This is a genomic window from Herbaspirillum sp. GW821-FHT09A12 (assembly GCF_059418325.1).
Genome location: NZ_JBWKPR010000005.1, coordinates 176,468 through 198,614, shown reverse-complemented (window position 1 = coordinate 198,614; position 22,147 = coordinate 176,468). Strand labels below are relative to the sequence as shown.

16 protein-coding genes are annotated in these 22,147 nt (G+C 66.7%); 11 read left to right on the top strand and 5 right to left on the bottom strand.

Annotated elements, in window-relative coordinates; translation table 11 throughout:
* On the top strand, positions 1-1,416 hold the full coding sequence (locus AC07N6_RS14460; RefSeq protein WP_494783837.1) for an FAD-binding oxidoreductase: 1,416 nt from the start codon (positions 1-3) through the stop codon (positions 1,414-1,416).
* A gap of 15 nt (positions 1,417-1,431) precedes the next feature.
* Here the strand turns inward: AC07N6_RS14460 and AC07N6_RS14455 are convergent, their stop codons facing one another.
* Entirely contained in the window at positions 1,432-2,115 is a 684-nt protein-coding gene (locus AC07N6_RS14455; protein WP_494783836.1) for a GntR family transcriptional regulator, read from the bottom strand.
* 141 nt (positions 2,116-2,256) lie between these two features.
* On the opposite strand from AC07N6_RS14455, the gene AC07N6_RS14450 reads away from it, so the two are divergent.
* The 9 genes from AC07N6_RS14450 (at position 2,257) to AC07N6_RS14410 (ending at position 12,449) form a co-directional block, all read left to right on the top strand.
* Positions 2,257-3,483, top strand: coding sequence for a pyridoxal phosphate-dependent aminotransferase (locus AC07N6_RS14450; RefSeq protein WP_494783835.1), 1,227 nt, complete (start codon positions 2,257-2,259; stop codon positions 3,481-3,483).
* A gap of 12 nt (positions 3,484-3,495) precedes the next feature.
* Positions 3,496-4,278: a 5-oxoprolinase subunit PxpB gene (gene pxpB, locus AC07N6_RS14445; RefSeq protein ID WP_494783834.1), complete on the top strand. Its 783-nt coding sequence runs from the start codon at positions 3,496-3,498 to the stop codon at positions 4,276-4,278.
* Positions 4,275-5,315 (top strand): 5-oxoprolinase subunit C family protein, encoded by a 1,041-nt coding sequence (locus AC07N6_RS14440; protein WP_494783833.1) that lies wholly within the window; start codon positions 4,275-4,277, stop codon positions 5,313-5,315. The genes pxpB and AC07N6_RS14440 overlap by 4 nt, the downstream gene beginning before the upstream one ends.
* 32 nt (positions 5,316-5,347) lie before the next feature.
* Positions 5,348-6,100 carry a LamB/YcsF family protein gene (locus AC07N6_RS14435; protein WP_494783832.1) on the top strand — a complete coding sequence of 251 codons (753 nt, stop codon included), beginning with the start codon at positions 5,348-5,350 and terminating at the stop codon, positions 6,098-6,100.
* Positions 6,101-6,164: 64 nt separating this feature from the next.
* Positions 6,165-7,763, top strand: coding sequence for an ABC transporter substrate-binding protein (locus tag AC07N6_RS14430; RefSeq protein ID WP_494783831.1), 1,599 nt, complete (start codon positions 6,165-6,167; stop codon positions 7,761-7,763).
* Positions 7,764-7,818: 55 nt separating this feature from the next.
* Positions 7,819-8,805 carry an ABC transporter permease gene (locus AC07N6_RS14425; protein ID WP_494783830.1) on the top strand — a complete coding sequence of 329 codons (987 nt, stop codon included), beginning with the start codon at positions 7,819-7,821 and terminating at the stop codon, positions 8,803-8,805.
* 11 nt (positions 8,806-8,816) lie between these two features.
* On the top strand, positions 8,817-9,656 hold the full coding sequence (locus tag AC07N6_RS14420) for an ABC transporter permease (RefSeq protein WP_494786262.1): 840 nt from the start codon (positions 8,817-8,819) through the stop codon (positions 9,654-9,656).
* 1 nt (position 9,657) lies between these two features.
* Positions 9,658-11,373 carry an ABC transporter ATP-binding protein gene (locus AC07N6_RS14415; protein ID WP_494782580.1) on the top strand — a complete coding sequence of 572 codons (1,716 nt, stop codon included), beginning with the start codon at positions 9,658-9,660 and terminating at the stop codon, positions 11,371-11,373.
* A gap of 107 nt (positions 11,374-11,480) precedes the next feature.
* Complete coding sequence (locus AC07N6_RS14410; RefSeq protein WP_494782579.1) at positions 11,481-12,449, top strand: hydroxyacid dehydrogenase; 969 nt, start codon at positions 11,481-11,483, stop codon at positions 12,447-12,449.
* A 64-nt stretch (positions 12,450-12,513) separates the two neighbouring features.
* Here AC07N6_RS14410 and lpdA read toward each other — a convergent pair whose 3' ends face one another.
* The 4 genes from lpdA to gshA form a co-directional block, all read right to left on the bottom strand.
* Positions 12,514-14,322: a dihydrolipoyl dehydrogenase gene (gene lpdA / locus AC07N6_RS14405; RefSeq protein ID WP_494782578.1), complete on the bottom strand. Its 1,809-nt coding sequence runs from the start codon at positions 14,320-14,322 to the stop codon at positions 12,514-12,516.
* Positions 14,323-14,385: 63 nt separating this feature from the next.
* Positions 14,386-16,032 (bottom strand): dihydrolipoyllysine-residue acetyltransferase, encoded by a 1,647-nt coding sequence (gene aceF / locus AC07N6_RS14400; RefSeq protein ID WP_494782577.1) that lies wholly within the window; start codon positions 16,030-16,032, stop codon positions 14,386-14,388.
* A gap of 192 nt (positions 16,033-16,224) precedes the next feature.
* Positions 16,225-18,921, bottom strand: a complete 2,697-nt coding sequence (aceE, locus tag AC07N6_RS14395) for a pyruvate dehydrogenase (acetyl-transferring), homodimeric type (protein ID WP_494782576.1) — start codon at positions 18,919-18,921, stop codon at positions 16,225-16,227.
* Positions 18,922-19,440: 519 nt separating this feature from the next.
* Positions 19,441-21,036: a glutamate--cysteine ligase gene (gene gshA, locus AC07N6_RS14390; protein WP_494782575.1), complete on the bottom strand. Its 1,596-nt coding sequence runs from the start codon at positions 21,034-21,036 to the stop codon at positions 19,441-19,443.
* Between the two features lie 265 nt (positions 21,037-21,301).
* On the opposite strand from gshA, the gene folD reads away from it, so the two are divergent.
* Positions 21,302-22,147, top strand: coding sequence for a bifunctional methylenetetrahydrofolate dehydrogenase/methenyltetrahydrofolate cyclohydrolase FolD (gene folD, locus AC07N6_RS14385; protein WP_494782574.1), 846 nt, complete (start codon positions 21,302-21,304; stop codon positions 22,145-22,147).

The window sequence follows — 22,147 nt, the reverse complement described above, 5'->3', positions numbered from 1 at the left end:
ATGAGCGACAACACGCAAGACCTGATCGAACAATTGCGCGCCATCGTCGGCGACGCCGGGCTGGTGACCGATGCGGATGCGCAGGCGCCTTACCTGAAGGACTGGCTGGGCAAGTGGCAAGGCCGCGTGACGGTCGTCGTGCGTCCGGCCGACACCGCCCAGACCGCTGAGGTGGTGCGGCTGTGCCACGTCACGCACACGCCCATCGTCACCCAGGGCGGCAACACCGGCATGAGCGGCGGCGGCACGCCGGACGACAGCGGCGCCCAGGTGATCCTCTCGACCACGCGCATGAACCGCATCCGCGAGGTCGATCCGCTCAACAACACCATGACGGTGGATGCCGGCGTGATCCTGGCCAACGCGCAACAGGCAGCGCGCGAGGCGGGCCGCTACTTCCCGCTGAGCCTGGGCGCCGAAGGCAGCTGCACGGTCGGCGGCAACCTCGCCACCAACGCCGGCGGCATCGCCGTGCTGCGCTTTGGCAACATGCGCGAACTGGCGCTGGGGCTGGAAGTGGTGCTACCCGACGGGCGCATCTGGAACGGCCTGCGCGGGCTGCGCAAGGACAATACCGGTTACGACCTGCGCGACCTTTTCATCGGTTCCGAAGGAACGCTGGGCGTGATCACCGGCGCCGTGCTCAAGCTGTTCGCCCAGCCGCATGCGCGCGCCACCGCCTGGGTCGGCGCCGATACACTGGAGCAGTTGGTCGAATTGCTGGCGCGCTCCCGCGCGCGTTGCGGCGAACGGCTGGTGGCCTTCGAGATGATGTCGGCCGCCTCCCTGGCGCTGGTGCTGCGGCACGTGGCCGACACCCGTGCGCCGCTGGCGCAGCCGGCCGCCTTCAATGCATTGGTCGAGCTGGCCGACACCGAGGATGGCGGCCTGCAGGCGATGCTGGAAGATGTGCTGGGCCAGGCGCTGGAAGACGGCTTGGTGAACGACGCCATGTTCTGCGCCAGCCAGGCGCAAAGCGCGGCGCTGTGGAAACTGCGCGAGGGCATCTCGCAGGCGCAGGTGCGCGCCGGCAAGGTGGTCAAGCACGACATCGCGCTGCCGATCTCGTCGCTGGCGGCGTTCACGCAGGCGGCCGAGGCCGCCATCGGCGGCGAAGGCATCGTCGCCGAGATCATCAACTTCGGCCACCTGGGCGACGGCAACCTGCACTTCAACGTGATGATCCCGCTGTCGTCGACCTATGAAGAAACCAAGCACGCCACCGCCGTCTTCAACCGGCTGGTGCACGACATGGTCACGCGCATGAACGGCAGCATCAGCGCCGAGCATGGCGTAGGCCAGTTGCGCCGCGACGAGCTGCGCCACTACAAGCAACCGCTGGAGATGGAATTGATGTTGCGGATCAAGCAGGCTTTCGATCCCAACCTGATCATGAATCCGGGCAAGCTCCTCTAAGAAGCTGTTCAAAGATCAGCGCAGCAGCTTGTCGATGATGGCCTGGCGGATATTGTCGATGTGGCGCGCGGTTTCGGCCGCCGCTGCGGCGCCGTCGCCGCGCGCCAGCGCGTCGAGGATGGCCATGTGTTCCAGGCAGGTGGGATGGGCGCGGTTGTCCATGCGCTTCAACGAGAACATGCGCGTCTTGCGGCGCAGCTCGACGATCATCGACGCCAGCAACTGGTTGTCGCAGCATTCGGTGATCAGGCCGTGCAGTTCGCCATCCAGGCGCTGGTGCTCGGGGTCGGCCGGGTCGTCGCGGCGCATGATGTCTTCAATGCGCATGCGCAGGTCCGCGGCCTGCGCGCCCGGCACCTTGCCGGCCGCACGCGCGGCCGCATCGGACTCCAGCAGCCGGCGCACATGCAGCACCTCCATGATTTCCTGCACCGTCACCAGCCGCACATACAGCCGGCCATTGGCCTTGCGCTCCAGTACCCGCTCCCCTTCCAGCCGGTGCATCGCCTCGCGCAAGGGCGTGCGCGAGATGCCCAGGCGCGCGGCCAGCATGCGCTCCTGCACCGCCTCGCCTTGCTTCAATTCGCGCGAAAGGATCAGGTCGACCAGGGCTTCATAGGCCTGGTTGCCGAGGCTGGCGGCGCCGGACTCGGGCGCGTCGCTGCCGTCGTCAGGATTGGCACCGGATTCGGCTGGCATGTCGTGGCGGGCATTCATGGTGGGCAGATTTTAACCGAAAGGATCATCGTATTTGGCACGAGTATTGCTTGAATACATTTGGTATACCAATTGTATTTCATTTAAACTCAATTTGAACCAAAACGGAACAAGCTTCTTCACATGACGATCCCGCACCCTTCGCAACGTCTCTCGGCGCGCCTGGCCCAGGCCCGTCCCTCGGCCACCGGCGCCGCTTCCGAAGCCGCCCGCAGGCTGGCCGCGCAAGGCCGCCGGATCATCAGCCTGGCCGAGGGCGAGCTCGATTTCGACACGCCGGCCCATATACAACAGGCGGCCATCCAGGCCATCACCGGCGGCCAGACCCGCTACACCTCGGTGGGCGGCACAGCTGCCCTGAAGCAAGCCATCGTCACCAAATTCGCGCGCGACAATGGCCTCGATTACCAAATTGGTGAGGTCATTGCCGCCACCGGCGCCAAGCAGATCCTGTTCAATGCCTTGCTGGCCACGGTCGATGCCGGCGACGAAGTGATCATGGCCGCGCCGTATTGGGTCTCCTATTCGGAGATGGTGCGCATCGCCGGCGGCGAGCCCGTGGTGCTGCCGACCTCGCCCGATGCCGACTTCAAGCTCACGCCGCAGCAACTGCAGGCGGCCATCACCCCGCGCACGCGCTGGCTGATGCTGAATTCGCCCTGCAATCCCTCGGGCGCGCTGTACAGCGCCGACGAACTGCGCGCGCTGGCCGAGGTGCTGCGCCCGCATCAACAGATCATGGTGCTGGCCGATGACATCTATGAAGCGATCGTCTTCGACGGCGCCTTCTGCACCTTCGCCCAGGCCGCGCCCGACATGCATTCACGCACGCTGACGGTGAACGGCGTCTCCAAGTCGCACGCCATGACCGGCTGGCGCCTGGGATACGCGGGCGGCCCGCAATGGCTGATCCGCGCGCTGGAGCTGCTGCAATCGCAAAGCACCAGCAACCCCAGCTCGATCAGCCAGGCCGGCGCGCTGGCGGCGCTCGACGGCCCGCAGGACTTCCTCGACGGCTGGCGCGAACGCCTGCGCACGCGGCGCGACATGGCGCTGTCCATTCTGGGCGACGCCGCTCCCTGGCTGTCCATGCGCAAGCCGGCCGCGGCCTTCTATCTGTATGCCGATTGCCAGGCGGCGATCGGCGCGCTCACGCCGCAAGGCCAACGGCTGGCCGACGACTGGGCGCTGGCTGCCTGGCTGCTGGAAGAAGCCGGCGTCTCGGTGGTGCCGGGCAGCGCTTTCGGCATGGCCGGCTACCTGCGCCTGGCCTATGCCACCGCCGACGAGCGCCTGCGCTCGGCCTGCGAGCAGATCGTGGCGGCCTGCCAGCGCCTGCGGCGGGCATGAGGAGCTGATGCCATGAAGACTGCCCTCCGTCCTGACGAACCCGCCTACGCCATCGCCGCCGGCACGCTGGCCGCGGCCTCGCTGCCGGCCTTCGACTGGCAGGCCGAGCCGGTCGGCGAACGCTGCCTGCTGGTGCGCGTGGGACAGACGGTGGGTGTGGACACCAGCCGTATCGTGCATGCGGTGGCGGCGCTGCTGCGCGAAGGCCTGGGCGCCGCCGTGCTCGATGTGGTGCCGGCCTTCACTACGGTGGCGGTGCATTTCCAGCCGGCCGCCTTCCCGCGCCGCGCCGGCCCGGCGTCGGCGCAGGTCGCGCGCAAGGTGGAGCGGCTGCTCGGCAAAGGCGTGCGCGCCACCGCCGGCAGCGGCCGCGTGGTCGAGGTGCCGGCCTGCTACGGCGGCGACCACGGCCCCGACCTGGTGGAAGTGGCGCGCCGCTGCAAGCTGACGCCGCAGGAAGTCATCGCCCTGCACAGCAGCCGGCCGCTGACGGTGTATGCGTTCTTCTTCTCGCCCGGCAATCCCTTCGCCGGCCCGCTCGATGCGCGCCTGGACATCCCCCGCCGCAGCACGCCGCGCACGCTGGTGCCGGCCGGCTCGGTGGGCGTGGCCGGCGGCATCACGTCGATCTACCAGAACGCCTCGCCGGGCGGCTGGAACATCATCGCGCGCACGCCGCTGAACCTGTTCGACCTCAAGGCCATGCCGCCCACCCGCATGCAGCCGGGCGACCTGATCCATTTCCGCCCGGTCTCGCCCGAACAGTTCGGGCAACTGCTGGAGGCCCGTCCATGAACCTGATGCATATCGACCGCGCGGGCATGTACTGCACGCTGCAAGACCTCGGACGCTATGGTTTCCAGCAATACGGAGTGCCGGTCAACGGCCCCATGGACGAGTGGGCGCATCGCGCCGCCAACGCCCTGGTAGGCAACGCGGAAGACGCGGCGGTGCTGGAATGCACGCTGACCGGCCCGGCCCTGCACTTCAGCCAGGACACGCTGCTGGCGCTGACCGGCGCCGACATGCGCGCCACCGTGGACGGCCGCGCGCTGCCGCGCCAGCGCGCGGTGCTGGTGCGACGGCAGGCGAAGATCGAACTGCAGGGTGCGGCCGGCGGCGCGCGCGCCTACCTGGCCGTGCGCGGCGGCTTCGCCACCGAGGCCGTGATGGGCAGCCGCAGCACCTATGTCCGCGGACGCTTCGGCGGCATGGAAGGACGCCCCTTGCAATGCGGCGACCGCGTGCCGGCCTTCAGCCGCGAACGCGGCACGCCGCCGCTGGCGCTGGAGCGCACGCTGGTCTCCAGCGGCCTGAACATGGTGGCTGCGGCGGCCCTGCCCGAAGCGGCCGGCCATTGGGTCGCCCCGTTCGACGCCATGGATGACGCCACGGATAACGCCCTGACGCTGCGCTGCATTCCCGGCCCGCATTGGCATGCCTTCAGCGAGGCCGCGCGCGCAGCGTTCACGGGCCAGGCCTGGCGCATCACGCCGCAGTCCGACCGCATGGGCTATCGCCTCGATGGCATGGCGCTGGACAAGCCGGACTTGCCGGAAATGATTTCCGAGGCTACTTGCTTCGGCACCGTGCAGGTGCCGGCCGGCGGCCAGCCGATCGTGCTGATGGCCGACCGCCAGAGCGCCGGCGGCTATCCCAAGATCGCCTACGTGGCCGCCGCCGACCTGCCCTTGCTGGCGCAGGCCGGGCCGGGCGCGGCGGTGCGCTTCGCGCCGCTGGCGCAAGCCCGGGCCGAGAAGCTGTGGCTGCAATGCGAAGACCGCGTGCAGGCGCTGCGCGATGCCGCGCAACGCGCGCTGGCGTGCAACTGAAACCGATCCGACAAGTTCAACAAGGAGTGGCCATGCCAAGCATCGACATCAACTGCGACATGGGCGAAAGCTTCGGCGCCTGGAACATGGGCGCCGACGAGACCATCATGCCGCACATCACCTCGGCCAACATCGCTTGCGGCTTGCACGCCGGCGACCCGGGCGTGATGCTGTCCACCGTGAAGCTGGCGCTGCGCCACGGCGTGGCGCTGGGCGCGCACCCCGGCCTGCCCGACCTGCAGGGCTTCGGCCGCCGCGAGATTGCCATGAGCCCGGCCGAGGTCTACGCACTGGTGGCCTACCAGGTGGGCGCGCTGCAAGGCATCGCCGCCACCCAGGGCGCCAGGCTGCACCACGTCAAGACCCATGGCGCGCTGTACGGCATGACCGGGAAAAGCCGCGCCATGGCCGATGCCGTGGCGCAGGCGGTGTTCGACATCGACCCGGCGCTGCAGGTCTACGTCGCCAATCGCCACATGACCGACGCCACGCTGGCGCTGGGCCTGAAAGCGGTCCATGAGATCTACGCCGACCGCAGCTACCAGGACGACGGCACGCTCACCCCGCGCTCGCAGCCGCACGCCATGATCGAGGACCCGGCCGCCGCCACCGCGCAGGTGCGCCAGATGGTGCTGCACGGCACGGTGCGCGCGCTGTCCGGCAAGGACGTGCCGCTCAAGGCCGACACGCTGTGCGTGCACGGCGACCAGGCCGGCGCCGTCGTGTTCGCGCAGCAGATCGGCGCCGCGCTGCGCGCCGACGGCATCGCCATCGCCGCTACCTGAGCAGCAATCATCCAGCAGAAACCCGTTCCCTCATCCCGACCCGTCAACCAGAAAGGCTACGCCCATGTTCTCTCGCATCGCCCTCCCTTCCCGCCGCGCCATCGCGGTGGCCGCCATGTCGTTCGGCCTGTGCGCCACCGGCATGCTGGCGTCTTCGGCCGCCCAGGCGCAGACGCGCGGCGGCACCCTGCGCGCCATCGTGCAGCCGGAGCCGCCGCTGCTCATGCTGGGCCTGAACCAGCAGATCCCCACGCAGTACGTGGCCGGCAAGATCTATGAAAGCCTGCTGACCTGGTCGCCCGAGCTGCAGCCGCAACCGGGCCTGGCCAAGAGCTGGGAAATTTCCAAGGACGGCAAGACCTATACCTTCACCCTGCAAAGCGGCGTGAAGTGGCATGACGGCAAGCCGTTCTCGGCCGACGACGTGGTCTTCACCATCGACAAGTTCCTGCGCGAAGTGCATCCGCGCGCGCGCGTGATCATCAACCAGTTCGTGGCCTCGGTGAAGGCGCTGTCGCCGACCCGGGTCGAGATCAAGCTCAAGGAACCGTTCGCGCCGTTCCTGAAAGCCTTCGTCAGCGACAACATGCCCATCGTGCCCAAGCACATCTACGACGGCACCGACTACAAGAACAACCCGGCCAACCATACCCCGATCGGCACCGGCCCGTTCAAGTTCAAGGAGTGGAAGAAGGGTTCCTACATCATCCTGGCGCGCAACCCGGACTACTGGCAGGCCGGCAAGCCCTACCTCGACGAGATCGTGTTCAACGTGATCCCCGACGCCGCCTCGCGCGCGGTGGCCTTCGAACGCGGCGACGTGCAGGTGCTGCGCAGCGGCGACGCCGACAACGTCGACATCAAGCGCCTCAAGGCGCTGCCCAACGTGCAGTACACCACCAAGGGCTGGGAGATGTTCGCTCAGCAGTCCTACATCCAGATGAACCAGCGCAAGCCGCCCTTCGACAACGTCAAGGTGCGCCAGGCGGTGATGGCGGCGATCAACCGCAAGTTCGTGGTGGACAACATCTTCTTCGGCCTGGGCAAGATCGCCACCGGCCCGATCTCGTCGAACACGCCGTTCTACAGCGCCGACGTGCCGGCCTACGCCTTCGACCTGAAGAAGGCGCGCGCGCTGGTCAAGGAATCCGGCGTGGACCTGTCGAAGACGCCGGTCAAGATCCTGTCCTACCCTTACGGCGCGGCCTGGGACCGCCTGGCCGAGTACACCCGCCAGAGCCTGGAGCAGATCGGCTTCAAGGTCGAGATCGAGTCGGCCGACGCCGGCACCTGGTCCAAGCGCGTCTCGGACTTCGACTTCGACCTGACCTTCAGCTTCACCTCGCAGTACGGCGATCCGGCGCTGGGGGTGTCGCGCCTGTACCTGACCCGCAACATCGTCAAGGGCTCGGCCTTCGTCAACAACCAGGGCTACCAGAACGCCGCCATGGATGAACTGTGGGACAAGGCGGCCGCCGCCACCTCCAGCGACGAGCGCGCCCGTGCCTACGCCACGATCCAGAAGACCCTGGTCGAGGAAGTCGCCAACGGTTACCTGTTCGAGCTGGAAAACCCGACGCTCTACAGCGGCAAGGTGCACAACCTGGTCAAGAGCGCGATCGGCCTGAACGACACCTTCGCCGACGTCTATCTGGACAAATAAGTACGTGGAACCGGCCATGCGGCACAACCGCCGCATGGCCTCGCTGGAGTTACCGATGAAGTCTCTGTCCTTTCTCTTCGCCCGCCTGGGCAAGGCCCTGGTGGTGGTGCTGGGCGTGGTCGTGATCAACTTCCTATTGATCCGCATGGCGCCGGGCGACCCGGCCAGCGTGCTGGCCGGCGAGGCCGGCTCGTCCGATCCGGCCTACGTGGCGCAACTGCGCCAGGAGTTCGGCCTGGACCAGCCCGTGTACGTGCAGCTGGCCACCTACCTCAAGGGCGTGGTCAAGCTGGACCTGGGCTTTTCCTATCGTGAACGCCTGCCGGTGCTGGACCTGATCCTCGACCGCCTGCCGGCCACGCTGCTGCTGATGGGCTGCGCCTTCGTGTTCTCGGTGGCGCTGGGGGTGCTGTTCGGCGTTATCGCCTCGCGCGCCCGCTATGCCGGCAAGCGCCCCTGGCTGGATAGCGCCATCATGAGCGCCGCGCTGCTGATCTATGCCACGCCGCAGTTCTGGCTGGCGCTGATCGCGGTGATCTTCTTCTCGCTGCACCTGGGCTGGCTGCCGCCGTTCGGCATGGAAACCGTCGGCGCCGGCTTCACCGGCTGGGCCCGCGCCGGCGACATCGCCGCCCACCTGGTGCTGCCGACCGTCTCGCTGGGCTGCTTCTTCATGGCGGTGTATGCGCGCCTGACGCGCGCTTCCATGCTGGAAGTGCTGGGTATGGACTTCATCAAGACCGCGCGCGCCAAGGGCGTGGCCACCGGCGAGATCATCCGCCGCCATGCGTTGCGCAACGCGCTGCTGCCGGTGGTGACCTTCGCCGGCATCCAGCTGGGCCAGCTGGCCGGCGGCGCGGTGCTGACCGAGACCGTGTTCGGCTGGCCGGGCATCGGCCGCCTGATGTTCGATGCGCTGATGCAGCGCGACTACCAGCTGATGCTGGGCGTGTTCCTGATGACCTCGGTGATGGTGGTGCTGTTCAACCTGCTGACCGACCTGCTGTACCGCCTGATCGACCCGCGCATCGCCGAGCGCTGAAAGGAATCCCGATGACTATGTTCTTCCGACGTTTCGCCGCCAACCGCGGCGCGCTGGCCGGCCTGGTGCTGCTGGGCATCGTGGTGCTGGTGGCTTGCCTGGCCTCGTTCTGGTACCAGGAGTCGCCGTGGGCGATGGTGGCGCAACCGCTGCTGCCGCCCTTCACCGAGGCCGACTACCCGCTGGGCACCGACATGCTGGGCCGCGACCTGGCCGCCGGGCTGGCCTACGGCGCGCGCGTGTCGCTGATGATCGGCCTGATCTCGACGCTGGTGGCGGTGCTGTTCGGCATCCTGGTGGGCGCGCTGGCCGGCTACAACGGCGGCCGCATCGACGACCTGCTGATGCGCTGCACCGAGTTCTTCCAGACCATCCCGCAGCTGGCCATGGCGATGGTGCTGGTGGCCATCTTCAAGCCGTCGCTGTATTCCATCGTGGGCGCCATCGCCGTGGTCTCGTGGCCGCCGGTGGCGCGCCTGGTGCGCTCGGAATTCATGACGCTCAAGCAGCGCGAGTTCGTGCAGGCGGCGATCGTGATCGGCCAGACGCCGGCGCGCATCATCGTCACCCAGATCCTGCCCAACGCCGCCTCGCCCATCATCGTGACCGCCTCGCTGATGACGGCCACCGCCATCCTGACCGAGTCGGCGCTGTCCTTCCTCGGACTGGGCGACCGCAACCTGATGAGCTGGGGCTACATCATCGGCGCCTCGCGCACCATGCTGCGCGAAGCGCCGATGATGAGCCTGTGGCCGGGGCTGGCGATCATGCTCACGGTGCTGGCCATCAACCTGATCGGCGAGGGCTTGAACGATGCGCTCAACCCGCAACTGCGCAAGCGTGGAGAATGACATGAGCGCCATCACCGAACACGCTATTTCCGCCTCCACTGCTACTGCCGCCGCTGCCGCCGCCGGCGGCGATCCGCCGCTGCTGTCCATCCGCAACCTCAGCATCGCGCTGCCCCGGCAGGGCGACCGCCGATACGCGGTGCGCGACATCTCCTACGACATCCATGCCGGCGAGATCGTCTGTATCGTCGGCGAATCGGGCTCGGGCAAGTCCATGAGCGCCAATGCCGTCATGGGTCTCCTGCCCGCTTACCTGCGTCCCGAACAGGGCAGCATCCAACTCGAAGGGCGCGACCTGCTGCGCCAGGACGAAGACAGCCTGCGCGCGCTGCGCGGGCGCGAGATGGCGATGATCTTCCAGGAACCGCTGTCGGCGCTCAATCCGCTGATGACGGTGGGCGACCAGATCGCCGAGGTCATGCGCGTGCACAACGCTTTCCCCGGCCCCGCGCGCGAGCGGCGCGTGCTGGAGCTGCTGGAGTTCGTCGGCCTGCCCGACCCGGCCACGCTGCGCCATAGCTGGCCGTTCCGCCTCTCCGGCGGCCAGCGCCAGCGCGTGATGATCGCCATGGCGCTGGCGCTGGAGCCTCGGCTGCTGATCGCCGACGAACCCACCACGGCGCTGGACGTGACCACGCAGGCGCAGATCCTGGCGCTGATCGCCCGCATCCAAAAGGAGCGCGGCATGGGCGTGATGTTCGTCACTCACGACTTCGGCGTGGTGGCGGAAATCGCCGACCGCGTGATCGTGATGGAAAAGGGCGAACTGGTCGAGCAAGGCACGGTGGACCAGGTGCTCAACCATCCGCGCCATCCCTATACCCGCAAGCTGATCGGCGCGGTGCCGCGCCATGTCGGCCAGGCGCCGGCCGCGCAGGAAGAACGGCGCAACATTCGCCAGGTGCAAGAGCGGCCGCTGTTGCAGGTCGAAGGCTTGCGCAAGACCTACGCCACCGGCTCCAGCCTGTGGGGCCGCAAGCGCGTGGTGCACGCGGTCGATGGCGTGAGCTTTGAAGTGCGACGCGGACAGACGCTGGGCGTGGTGGGCGAATCGGGCTCGGGCAAGTCGACCATCGGCAAGTGCCTGCTCAAGCTCACCGATATCGACGGCGGCAAGATCCTGTTCGGCGGCGACGATATCGCGCCGCTGAGCGAGACCCAGTTCCGCCCTCGGCGGCGCGATATCCAGATGATCTTCCAGGACCCGTTCGCCTCGCTCAACCCGCGCCACACCATCGGCCGCATCCTGTGCGACGGACCGATGGCCGCCGGCGTGCCGCGCAAGCAGGCCGAACAGCGCGCGCGCGAACTGCTGCAACTGGTGGAGCTGGATGCCTCGGCCTTCGATCGCTACCCGGCCGAGTTCTCCGGCGGCCAGCGCCAGCGGGTGGGCATCGCCCGGGCGCTGGCGATGGAACCGCAACTGATCGTGGCTGACGAGTCGGTCTCGGCGCTGGACGTGTCGGTGCAGGCGCAGGTGCTGCGGCTGCTGCGCCAGTTGCAGCAGAAGCTGGGCATCGCGCTGGTGTTCATCACCCACGACCTGCGGGTGGCGGCGCAGATCTGCGATTCGCTGATCGTCATGCATCGCGGCAAGATCGTCGAGCAAGGTCCGCCGCAGCAACTGTTTGAAGCGCCGCGCCACGACTACACGCGCGCGCTGATCGCGGCCATGCCGGGCGCCCACTGGGACCCGGCGCAGGCCCTGCTGGCCTGAGGCCTGGATGTGCCCAATCCACGTTTCCCTCTGAGGTTCTTGCCTCTTTTCCGCACCGGCGTCTTACGACCGGTGCGGCTTTTTTCACCTGAAAGGAATCTCCAGACATGGCGCTGTGCGTGATCGCCCAACCCATCCACCCGGTCGGCGCCGAACTGCTGCGCGCGGCCGGTATTGACGTGCTGCAGTCGGCCGGGGCCGCCGCGTTGGCGCAGGAACTGGCCGGCGCCGACGCCGCCATCGTGCGCGACGGCGTCAGCGCCGCCCAGCTCGATGGCGCGCCGCGCCTGCTGCTGGTGGCCAACCACGGCACCGGCACCGACAAGATCGATGTCGCCCACGCGCACAGGCTCGGCATCGCGGTCAGCAACACCCCGCTGGCCAATGTGCGCGCCGTGGCCGAGCATACGCTGACCCTGATGCTGGCCGCCGCGCACCAGGCGGTGGCTGCCGACGCCGCCACCCGCGCCGGCAACTGGCGCTTCAAGTATGAGGGCCGCACGGTCTCGCTGTACGGCAAGACGCTGGGCATCGTCGGCTTCGGCCGCATCGGCGAACTGTTGTGCGGCATGGCCGGCGGCGGGCTGGGCATGCGCGTGCTGGTCTGGTCGCCGCGCGCCAATGCCGGTCATGTGCGCGCCTGCGGCGCCGAGGTCGCGGCCTCCTTCGAACAATTGCTGGCGCAGTCCGACGTCATCAGCCTGCACCGCCCGCTGCGCCCGGACACCGCGCACACCATCGATGCCGCGGCGTTGTCCCTGATGAAACGCGACGCCATCGTGGTCAACACCTCGCGCGGCGGACTGATCGACGAGGCGGCGCTGGTCGATGCGCTGCGCGCCGGCCGCATCGGCGGCGCCGGCCTCGACGTGTTCGAACGGGAACCGCTGTCGCCGGCTTCGCCGCTGGCGGCGCTGCCCAACGTGGCGCTGTCGCCGCACATCGCCGGCTCCTCGCAGGAAGCGCTGCAGGCGACGGCGACCCAGTGCGCCGGGCAGGTCATCGCCGCGCTGTCGGGCCGGCAGCCGGAGAGCCTGCTGGATCCTTCGGTATGGGGACGGCGCACCGGCGCCTGATCCAGACGACGGACGAAAAAAAACGGCGAACCGGAGTTCGCCGTTTTTCATTGCGCAGCAACGCTTACTTCTTGCGCTGCGGCGGCAGGTCGGTGCAATGCCCTTCCGCCACTTCCGCCGCCATGCCGAGCGATTCGCCCAGCGTCGGGTGCGGGTGGATGGTCTTGCCGATGTCGACCGCGTCGGCGCCCATCTCGATGGCCAGCGCCACTTCGCCGATCATGTCGCCGGCGTGCGTGCCGACGATGCCGCCGCCGATCACGCGGTGCGTCTCGGCGTCGAACAGCAGCTTGGTGAAACCTTCGGAACGGCCGTTGGCCACCGCGCGGCCGGAAGCGGCCCACGGGAAGTGGCCCTTCTCGATCTTGATGCCGCGGGCCTTGGCTTCGTCTTCGGTGACGCCGACCCATGCCACTTCCGGATCGGTGTAGGCCACCGACGGGATCACGCTGGCGTCGAAGAAGCTCTTCTCGCCGGCGATCGCCTCGGCTGCCACGTGGCCTTCATGCACCGCCTTGTGCGCCAGCATCGGCTGGCCCACCAGGTCGCCGATGGCGAAGATGTGCGGCACGTTGGTGCGCATCTGCTTGTCGACCGGGATGAAGCCGCGCTCGCCGACGATCACGCCGGCCTTGTCGGCCGATACCTTCTTGCCGTTGGGGCTGCGGCCCACGGCCACCAGCACCAGGTCGTAGACTTGCGGCTCGGGCGACTTGGCGCCGGCTTCAGCGGCCTCGAAGGTGACCTTGATGCCTTCCTTCAGCGCCTCGATTGCGACCGTCTTGGTCTTGAGCATGACGTTGTCGAAGCGCTTCTCGTTGAACTTCTGCCAGACCTTGACCATGTCGCGGTCGGCGCCCTGCATCAGGCCATCCATCATCTCGACCACGTCGATGCGCGCGCCCAGCGTGGAGTAGACCGTCGCCATTTCCAGGCCGATGATGCCGCCGCCGATGACCAGCATGCGCTTGGGCACCTGGCGCAGTTCCAGCGCGCCGGTGGAGTCGACGATGCGCGGGTCCGCTTTTTCTTTACCCTGGACGAACGGCAGGTTCACCACCGATGAACCGGCGGCGATGATGGCGTGCTTGAACTGCACCACCTTCTTGCTGCCGTCGGCGGCCGTCACTTCGATATGGTTGGGGCCGGCGAACTGGCCGTTGCCGTTCACCACGGCAACCTTGCGCGCCTTGGCCATGCCGGCCAGGCCGCCGGTCATGGTGCCGATCACCTTGTCCTTGTAGCCGCGCAGCTTGTCGATGTCGATCTCGGGCTTGCCGAAGGTGACGCCGTGCGAAGCCATGGCGGCGGTCTCGTCGATCACGGCGGCCACGTGCAGCAGCGCCTTGGACGGGATGCAGCCCACGTTCAGGCAGACGCCGCCCAGTGTGGCTTCCTGCTCGACGATGACGGTGTTGAGGCCGAGGTCGGCCGCGCGGAAGGCGGCCGAGTAGCCGCCGGGGCCGCCGCCCAGCACCATCACGTCGCACTGCACGTCGGCGCTGCCGCCGAAGCTGGCGGCGGCCGGTGCGGCCGCTGTGGCTGCGGGAGCGGCGGACGCTGCCGCCGGGGCTGCCGGTGCCGCCGCTGCAGGCGCCGGAGCGGCTGCCGGCGCAGGGGCCGCGGCGGCCGCGCCCGAAGCTTCCACCATCAGCAGCACCGAACCTTCGGCGACCTTGTCGCCGACCTTGATCTTGATTTCCTTGACCACACCCGCCGTCGACGACGGGATTTCCATGCTGGCCTTGTCGGACTCGACGGTGATCAGCGACTGGTCGACCTTGATCGTATCGCCGACCTTGACCATCACTTCGATGACTTCGACTTCCTTGAAATCCCCGATATCGGGGACCTTGACTTCAGAGAGACTCATTGTCTTGGCTCCGTTATGTTCTGTTTCGCTGCGCGCCGCCACCGGGGCGGCGCATCGACTTGATTAGAGCAAGGACTTGCGCAGGTCGCCCAGCACGTCGGCCAGGTAGGCCGAGAAACGAGCCCCCATTGCACCGTCGATGACGCGGTGGTCGTAGGACAGCGAAGTCGGCATCATCAGGCGCGGCACGAATTGCTTGCCGTCCCACACCGGTTTGGTGATCGACTTGGACAGGCCCAGGATCGCCACTTCCGGCGCGTTGATGATGGGCGTGAAGGCGGTGCCGCCGATGCCGCCCAAGGACGAGATGGTGAAGGTCGCGCCCTGCATGTCGGCCGGCTTCAACTTGCCTTCGCGCGCCTGGGCCGACAGCTCGCCCATTTCGATGGCGATCTGGCTCACGCTCTTCTGGTCGGCGTTCTTGATCACCGGCACCACCAGGCCATTGGGCGTGTCCGCCGCGAAACCGATGTTGTAGAACTGCTTGAGGATCAGGTTTTCGCCCTTGGCATCCAGCGAGGAGTTGAAGGCCGGGAATTTCTTCAACGCCGAAACGCTGGCCTTGATCACGAACGCCAGCATGGTCAGCTTGACCGGCGACTTGGCCTTGGCGTAAGCGGCATTGGAGGTGACGCGGAATTCTTCCAGCTCGGTGACGTCGGCTTCGTCGAATTGCGTGACGTGCGGGATCATCACCCAGTTGCGGTGCAGGTTGGGGCCGCTGATCTTCTTGATGCGCGACAGCGGTTGCAGCTCGGTGGCGCCGAACTTGGAGAAGTCCAGCGACGGCCACGGCAACAAGTCCATGCCGGCGCCGCTGCCGTTCTTGCCCGGCGCGGCGGCAACCTGGGTCGAACCGGCCATCACGCCCTTGACGAAGTTCTGCACGTCCTCTTGCAGGATGCGGCCCTTGGGGCCGGTGGCCGGCACGCGCGCCAGATCCACCCCCAGTTCGCGCGCGAACTTGCGCACGGACGGCGAGGCGTGGGCCTTGCCGCCGGCGCTGGTGGCCGATGCGGTGGCGATCGCCGGCGCGGCGGCCGGTGCTGCCGCAGGCGCAGATGCAATCGCGGGCGCAGCGGCGGCAGGCGCCGCTGCCGGAGCAGCCGCGGCAGGCGCGCCGCCGGTGGTTTCCAGCGCGGCGATGATGCTGCCCTTGGCAACCTTGTCGCCCAGCTTGACCTTCAGTTCCTTGATCACGCCGGCGTGGCTGGACGGGATTTCCATGCTGGCCTTGTCGGACTCGACGGTCAGCAGCGACTGTTCGGCCTTGACCGTGTCGCCGACCTTGACCATCAGTTCGATGACTTCGACTTCCTTGAAGTCGCCGATATCGGGCACTTCGATTTCGATCACGCCGCCGGCGGCAGCGGGTGCAGCGGCGGGTGCCGGCGCGGGGGCCGCAGCCTGTGCCGCTGCCGGCGCCGCTGCCGCGGCTTGGGTTGGGGCCGCGGCCGGCGCTGCGCCGGCGCCTTCGCCTTCGACGATCAGCAACAGCGAGCCTTCGGCGACCTTGTCGCCGACCTTGACCTTGATTTCCTTGACCACGCCAGCCTGGCTGGAGGGGATCTCCATGCTGGCCTTGTCGGATTCGACGGTGATCAGCGACTGGTCGACCTTGATCGTGTCGCCGACCTTGACCATTACCTCAATGACTTCGACTTCCTTGAAATCGCCGATGTCCGGGACTTTTACTTCGACTTGACTCATCTGTTGCGCTCCGTTGTTCTGTTCCCCGGCCTTGGGCTGGGAGAGGGTATTCGCAGAGGGGAAGGTGCTGCCGCGTGGCCATTGCATCTTAAGCCATGTCGCGGCCGCCCCTGCCCTGTTTTTCGGCTGACGCTGACACGAAACATCCCCGCCATCAGGAAGCTGAAGCGGGGATGCTCGGGTCGGCGGAACTTACTGGGTCACCGGGTTCGGCTTGTTCGGGTCGATGCCGTACTTGGCGATCGCCTGGGCCACGACTTCAGGCTTGATCTTGCCTTCATCGGCCAGCGACTTCAGGGCCGCCACGGTCACGAAGTAGCGGTTCACTTCGAAGAACTCGCGCAGCTTGGCGCGGGTGTCCGAACGGCCGTAGCCGTCGGTGCCCAGCACCTTGTAGGAACGGCCCTTGGGCACGAAGGCGCGGACCTGTTCGGCATAGGTGCGCATGTAGTCGGTGGAGACCACGATCGGGCCGTCGGTGCCTTCCAGCGATTGCTCGAAATGGCTCTTGCGGGCAGTGTCGGCCGGGTGCAGCATGTTCCAGCGTTCCACGTCCTGGCCGTCGCGGGCCAGCAGGGTGAACGAGGGCGCGGACCAGACATCGGCATCGACCTTCCAGTCGTCGCGCAGCAGGTCGGCGGCGGCGATGACTTCGCGCAGGATGGTGCCCGAACCCAGCAGCTGCACGCGCAGCTTGTTCTTCTTGCCGCCTTCGTTCAACAGGTACAGGCCCTTCAGGATGCCCTCTTCCTGGCCCGGCTTGATGCCCGGATGCGCGTAGTTCTCGTTCATCACGGTGATGTAGTAGAACACGTCTTCCTGGTTGGCCACCATGCGGCGCAGGCCGTCATGGATGATCACCGCGACTTCGTGGGCGAAGGTCGGGTCGTAGGGCACGCAGTTCGGGATCGCCGAGGCGAACACGTGGCTGTGGCCGTCTTCGTGCTGCAGGCCTTCGCCGTTCAGGGTGGTGCGGCCGGCGGTGCCGCCGATCAGGAAGCCGCGCGCGCGCATGTCGCCTGCCGCCCATGCCAGGTCGCCGATACGCTGCAGGCCGAACATCGAGTAGTAGGTGTAGAACGGGATCATCACGCGGTTGTTGGTCGAGTACGAGGTCGCCGCGGCGATCCACGAGCTCATGCCGCCCGCTTCGTTGATGCCTTCCTGCAGGATCTGGCCGGCCTTGTCTTCGCGGTAGTACATGACCTGGTCCTTGTCGACCGGTTCGTACAGCTGGCCGACCTGGCTGAAGATGCCGATCTGGCGGAACAGGCCTTCCATGCCGAAGGTGCGGGACTCGTCGACCATGATAGGCACCACGCGCGGGCCCAGGCTGCCGTCGCGCAGCAGCGCGGTCAGCACGCGCGAATAGGCGGCGGTGGTGGAAATTTCACGGCCTTCGGCGGTCGGCTCCAGCATCGCCTGGAAGGCGGACAGCTCGGGCACCACCAGCTTCTCGTCGGCTTGCGGACGGCGCTGCGGCAAATAACCGCCCAGGGCCTTGCGGCGCTCGTGCAGGTATTGCATTTCAGGCGTGTCGTCGGCCGGCTTGAAGAACGGGATGTTGGGCAGGTCGGCGTCCGAGATCGGCAGCTGGAAGCGGTCGCGCATGGCCTTGATGGCCTCGTCGTCCAGCTTCTTGGTGTTGTGCGCGGTGTTGCGCGCTTCGCCTGCCTTGCCGAAGCCGTAGCCCTTGATGGACTTGGCCAGGATCACGGTCGGCTGGTCCTTGCTCTCTTGCGCGACCTTGAAGGCGGCGTAGATCTTGTGCGGGTCGTGGCCACCGCGGGTCAGGCGCCAGATGTCGTCGTCGGACATCTTGCTGACCATTTCCAGCAGCTTGGGGTGCTTGCCGAAGAAGTGCTTGCGCACATAGGCGCCATCCTTGGCCTTGTAGTTCTGATATTCACCGTCGACGGTTTCCATCATCACCTTTTGCAGGATGCCTTCCTTGTCCTTGGCCAGCAGCTCGTCCCAGCCGCTGCCCCAGATGACCTTGACCACGTTCCAGCCGGCGCCGCGGAAGTCGGATTCCAGTTCCTGGATGATCTTGCCGTTGCCGCGCACCGGGCCGTCCAGGCGCTGCAGGTTGCAGTTGACCACGATGACCAGGTTGTTCAGCTTTTCACGGCCGGCCATGCCGATGGCGCCCATCGATTCCGGTTCATCCATCTCGCCGTCTCCGCAGAAGGCCCAGACCTTGCGGTTGTCGGTCTTGGCGATGCCGCGGGCGTGCAGGTACTTCAGGAAGCGCGCCTGGTAGATCGCCATCAAGGGCCCCAGGCCCATCGAGACGGTCGGGAACTGCCAGAATTCCGGCATCAGTTTCGGGTGCGGGTACGAAGACAGGCCCTTGCCGTCGGCTTCGCGGCGGAAATGGACCAGTTGCTCTTCGGTCAGGCGGCCTTCCAGGAAGGCGCGCGCGTAGATGCCGGGCGAGGAGTGGCCCTGGATGTACAGCAGGTCGCCGCCGTGGTCTTCGGTCGGGGCGTGCCAGAAGTGGTTGAAGCCGATGCCCAGCATGTTGGCCAGCGAGGCGAACGAGGACAGGTGGCCGCCGAGGTCGCCGTCAACGCGGTTGGCCTTGACCACCATGGCCATGGCGTTCCAGCGCATCCACGAGCGCAGGCGCTCTTCATATTCGAGGTTGCCGGGGCAGTGCTCGCCCTGGTCGGCGGGAATGGTGTTGACGTAGGCGGTATTGCTGGAAAACGGGATATGCGCGCCGCGGCGGCGGGCCAGGTCGACCATGCGCTCCATCAGGTAGTGGGCGCGGTCCGGACCTTCCTTCTCGATCACGGCTTCGAGGGCGTCAAGCCACTCCTGGGTTTCCATCACGTCGGGATCGTTGGCGGCCTGCGCCAGGACTTGGTCGATTTGGGCTGACATGTCATGTCTCCTGTTTGTTGAAGGCCCCTGCCAGGTCTGATGGACTGGCCGGGTCGGTCGGGTCATTCAGTGCAAATAGCCGCCGGCGATGATGCGTGGAAAACACTAATGTACGGTCTTCCAGCCGTGTGGACGACGCATTTTATCAGGGATTTTTTGATTTTCAAATTACGATAATTGATTTCATAATACGAAATTATGCTGCAAAGCGGCATGAACAGGCGCTTTCCAGCCACCGTATTTTTACGGTCAGGGCGATGTGAAGGGTGTTTTTTGCCATGTTTGCAATGCCGCAAAATGCGCCTTCGCCAGCCTGCTCAGGTCATCGAAGAAGCGCTACGGCCGTGCCGGCCCACTAGAAAAAATATGAAAAAGACAATGAAATTTGCCTGAACAAGCCAGGCAGGGGCAGCGCTGCCGCCCCCTGCCCCATGCGCCGGACGAGGCCGGTTCTATATAGGCTCTATATAGATAGCAGATAGGCGTGGAAATGGCCGGCTTCGGGTCGGCCGGAACGGCTCAGACGCTGATATTGCCCAGCGTGCTGGCGCGGTAGGCGGCGACGAAGGTGTCGAAGTCGCCGGTCTGGGTACGCTCGATGTCGCGCTGGGCATCCAGCGAAGCCTGGGCGATGGCCACGAAATCGGCGGTCTGCGCCGCCGTCAGCGGCTCGGCCAGCAGTTGTCCGGCCTGTGCCGCGCTGTTTTGCAGGGCCCAGGCCGGGAAGGAATTGCCGGCCGCGCGGATCTCGCGCAGCACCCGCGCCGACGGCGTGGCGTCGGGATCGGCCAGCTTGGCGCGCTGGGCGTCCATGCTGTCGCGGTGGATGCTGCCGCCGGCCTGCCGGTCCAGCAATTCGGCCACCGGCGCCATGCGCTCCAGCAATTGCTCGCCCCATTCCTTCAAGCCGATCGCCTGGCCCTTGAACTGCAATTGCAGGCCGGGCTGGCGCCCCTGCTTGACCGTGGCCATGAAGTTGGCGCGGTTCTCGACGCCCTCCTCGTCCGAGGTCAGGCAGCTGTCATCGAAGGCCAGGAAGTGCAGGAACACGTCGAGGAAGCGCGCCGTCTGCAGGTTGATGCCCAGCGGATCGAACGGGTCGATGTCCATGCAGCGTACTTCCACATACTGCACGCCGCGCGCCGACAAGGCCTGCACCGGACGTTCGCCGCTGTAGATGACGCGCTTGGGGCGGATCGCCGAGTAGAACTCGTTCTCGATCTGCAGGATGTTGGTATTGATCTGCACCCACTCGCCATCGCGCTTGGTGCCGATCGCCTCATAAGGCGGATAGGGCTCGCTGACCGCATGCGCCAGGCTGCGGATGTAGGCCGGCAGGTTGTTGTAGTGCGGGGTGATGTTGGCCTGGGCGTTGTTCTGGTAACCCAGGTCGCTCATGCGCAGGCTGGTGCCATGGGGCAGGTAGAGCGTGTCGCCGGACAAGGTCTCCAGCTGGTGCGGGCGGCCGCGCAGGAAATTGGTCGCCACCGCCGGCGAGGCGCCGAACAGGTACATCAGCAGCCAGCTGTAGCGGCGGAAGTTGCGGATCAAGGCGATGTAGCGCTCGGACTGGTAGTCGCGCCGCGAGACCGAGGCGTCGACGCCGCGGTCGCTGTCGCGCAGTACGTCCCATACGCCTTCATTCAACGAGAAGTTGTAATGGATGCCGGCGATGCACTGCATGGTGCGGCCATAGCGCAGCGCCAGGCCGCGGCGGTAGACGTGCTTCAGCATGCCGATGTGCGAGCTGCCGTACCAGGCGATGGGAATCTCGTCCTCCGGCGGCAGCACGCAGGGCATCGAGGCATTCCACAGCAGTTCGCCGCCCAGCCGGGTATAGGCGAAGCGGTGGATCTGGTCCAGCCGTTGCAGGGCGGTGGCGATATCCGGCTCGGCCGGCGTGATGAATTCCAGCAGCGACTCGGAGTAATCGGTGGTGATCAGGTCATTGGTCAGCGCCGAACCCAGCGCCGGCGGATGCGGCGTATGCGCCAGTTGTCCGTGGCGGTCGACCCGCAGCGTTTCCCGTTCCACGCCGCGCAAACCCTGGCCGAGCAGCGCGATGTGTTGCGGGCTGGCAAGCTGCTGCAGGCGTTGGTTCAGCAAATCGGTCATGCGGGCGTCCTTCAAAAGAGATATCGTTGCGCTTTGGTTGCGGGAGCATAACCGAAATTGAAATTCCCCGTCGCGCACGCGGCAAAATGCCCGCATTGTGGAACCCCGGCCATTTCCCTTGCCTGAAAGGCAAGCCCTTCCGATCGGGCGCCGGGTCGTCGCCCGGCCGCGCTGGCTTTATAATCATGGGTTTCGGCGCTCCATGCGCCTTCATCGCCCGGCGCCGCCCGGGTGCTTTCGCCACCGCCCTGCCTCTATATTTGCCATGCCAGCTCAATTGATCGACGGAAACCTGCTCTCCCAACAACTGCGCGCCGACGTTGCCAAACGCGCCGCCGCCCTGACCGCTCAAGGCAAGCAGCCCGGCCTGGCGGTGATCCTGGTCGGCGACAGCCCGGCATCCCAGGTCTATGTGCGCAACAAGGTCAAGGCTTGCCAAGACAACGGCCTGTATTCGGTGCTGGAAAAGTATGAAGCGTCGCTGACCGAGGCCGCACTGCTGGCCCGCATCGATGCCCTGAACCAGGATCCGAAGATCAACGGCATCCTGGTGCAATTGCCGCTGCCGGCCCACATCGATGCGCACAAGGTGATCGAAGCCATCGCCCCCGAGAAGGATGTGGACGGCTTCCACATCAGCAACGCCGGCCTGCTGATGACCGGCCAGCCGCTGTTCCGTCCCTGCACCCCGTACGGCGTGATGAAGATGCTGGAATCGATCGACTACCCGGTGCGCGGCGCCAACGCCGTCGTGGTGGGCGCCTCCAACATCGTCGGCAAGCCGCAGGCGATGTTGCTCTTGCAAGCCGGCGCCACCGTCACCATCTGCAATTCCAAGACCCGTGACCTCGGCGCGCATACCCGCAATGCCGACATCCTGGTGGTGGCCACCGGCCGCCGCAACATCGTCACCGCCGACATGGTCAAGCCGGGCGCCGTGGTGCTGGACGTCGGCATGAACCGCGACGACAACGGCAAGCTGTGCGGCGACGTCGACTTCGCCAACGTCAAGGAAGTCGCCGGCTACATTACCCCGGTGCCGGGCGGCGTCGGCCCGATGACCATCACCATGCTGCTGGTCAACACGATCGAAGCCGCCGAACGCACCTGA

Bases quoted from the DNA above. Each gene is read 5' to 3' on its own strand.
- AC07N6_RS14460 (WP_494783837.1), top strand. From the start codon at position 1: ATGAGCGACAACACGCAAGACCTGATCGAACAATTGCGCGCCATCGTC.
- AC07N6_RS14455 (WP_494783836.1), bottom strand. From the start codon at position 2,115: ATGCCAGCCGAATCCGGTGCCAATCCTGACGACGGCAGCGACGCGCCC.
- AC07N6_RS14450 (WP_494783835.1), top strand. From the start codon at position 2,257: ATGACGATCCCGCACCCTTCGCAACGTCTCTCGGCGCGCCTGGCCCAG.
- pxpB (WP_494783834.1), top strand. From the start codon at position 3,496: ATGAAGACTGCCCTCCGTCCTGACGAACCCGCCTACGCCATCGCCGCC.
- AC07N6_RS14440 (WP_494783833.1), top strand. From the start codon at position 4,275: ATGAACCTGATGCATATCGACCGCGCGGGCATGTACTGCACGCTGCAA.
- AC07N6_RS14435 (WP_494783832.1), top strand. From the start codon at position 5,348: ATGCCAAGCATCGACATCAACTGCGACATGGGCGAAAGCTTCGGCGCC.
- AC07N6_RS14430 (WP_494783831.1), top strand. From the start codon at position 6,165: ATGTTCTCTCGCATCGCCCTCCCTTCCCGCCGCGCCATCGCGGTGGCC.
- AC07N6_RS14425 (WP_494783830.1), top strand. From the start codon at position 7,819: ATGAAGTCTCTGTCCTTTCTCTTCGCCCGCCTGGGCAAGGCCCTGGTG.
- AC07N6_RS14420 (WP_494786262.1), top strand. From the start codon at position 8,817: ATGACTATGTTCTTCCGACGTTTCGCCGCCAACCGCGGCGCGCTGGCC.
- AC07N6_RS14415 (WP_494782580.1), top strand. From the start codon at position 9,658: ATGAGCGCCATCACCGAACACGCTATTTCCGCCTCCACTGCTACTGCC.
- AC07N6_RS14410 (WP_494782579.1), top strand. From the start codon at position 11,481: ATGGCGCTGTGCGTGATCGCCCAACCCATCCACCCGGTCGGCGCCGAA.
- lpdA (WP_494782578.1), bottom strand. From the start codon at position 14,322: ATGAGTCTCTCTGAAGTCAAGGTCCCCGATATCGGGGATTTCAAGGAA.
- aceF (WP_494782577.1), bottom strand. From the start codon at position 16,032: ATGAGTCAAGTCGAAGTAAAAGTCCCGGACATCGGCGATTTCAAGGAA.
- aceE (WP_494782576.1), bottom strand. From the start codon at position 18,921: ATGTCAGCCCAAATCGACCAAGTCCTGGCGCAGGCCGCCAACGATCCC.
- gshA (WP_494782575.1), bottom strand. From the start codon at position 21,036: ATGACCGATTTGCTGAACCAACGCCTGCAGCAGCTTGCCAGCCCGCAA.
- folD (WP_494782574.1), top strand. From the start codon at position 21,302: ATGCCAGCTCAATTGATCGACGGAAACCTGCTCTCCCAACAACTGCGC.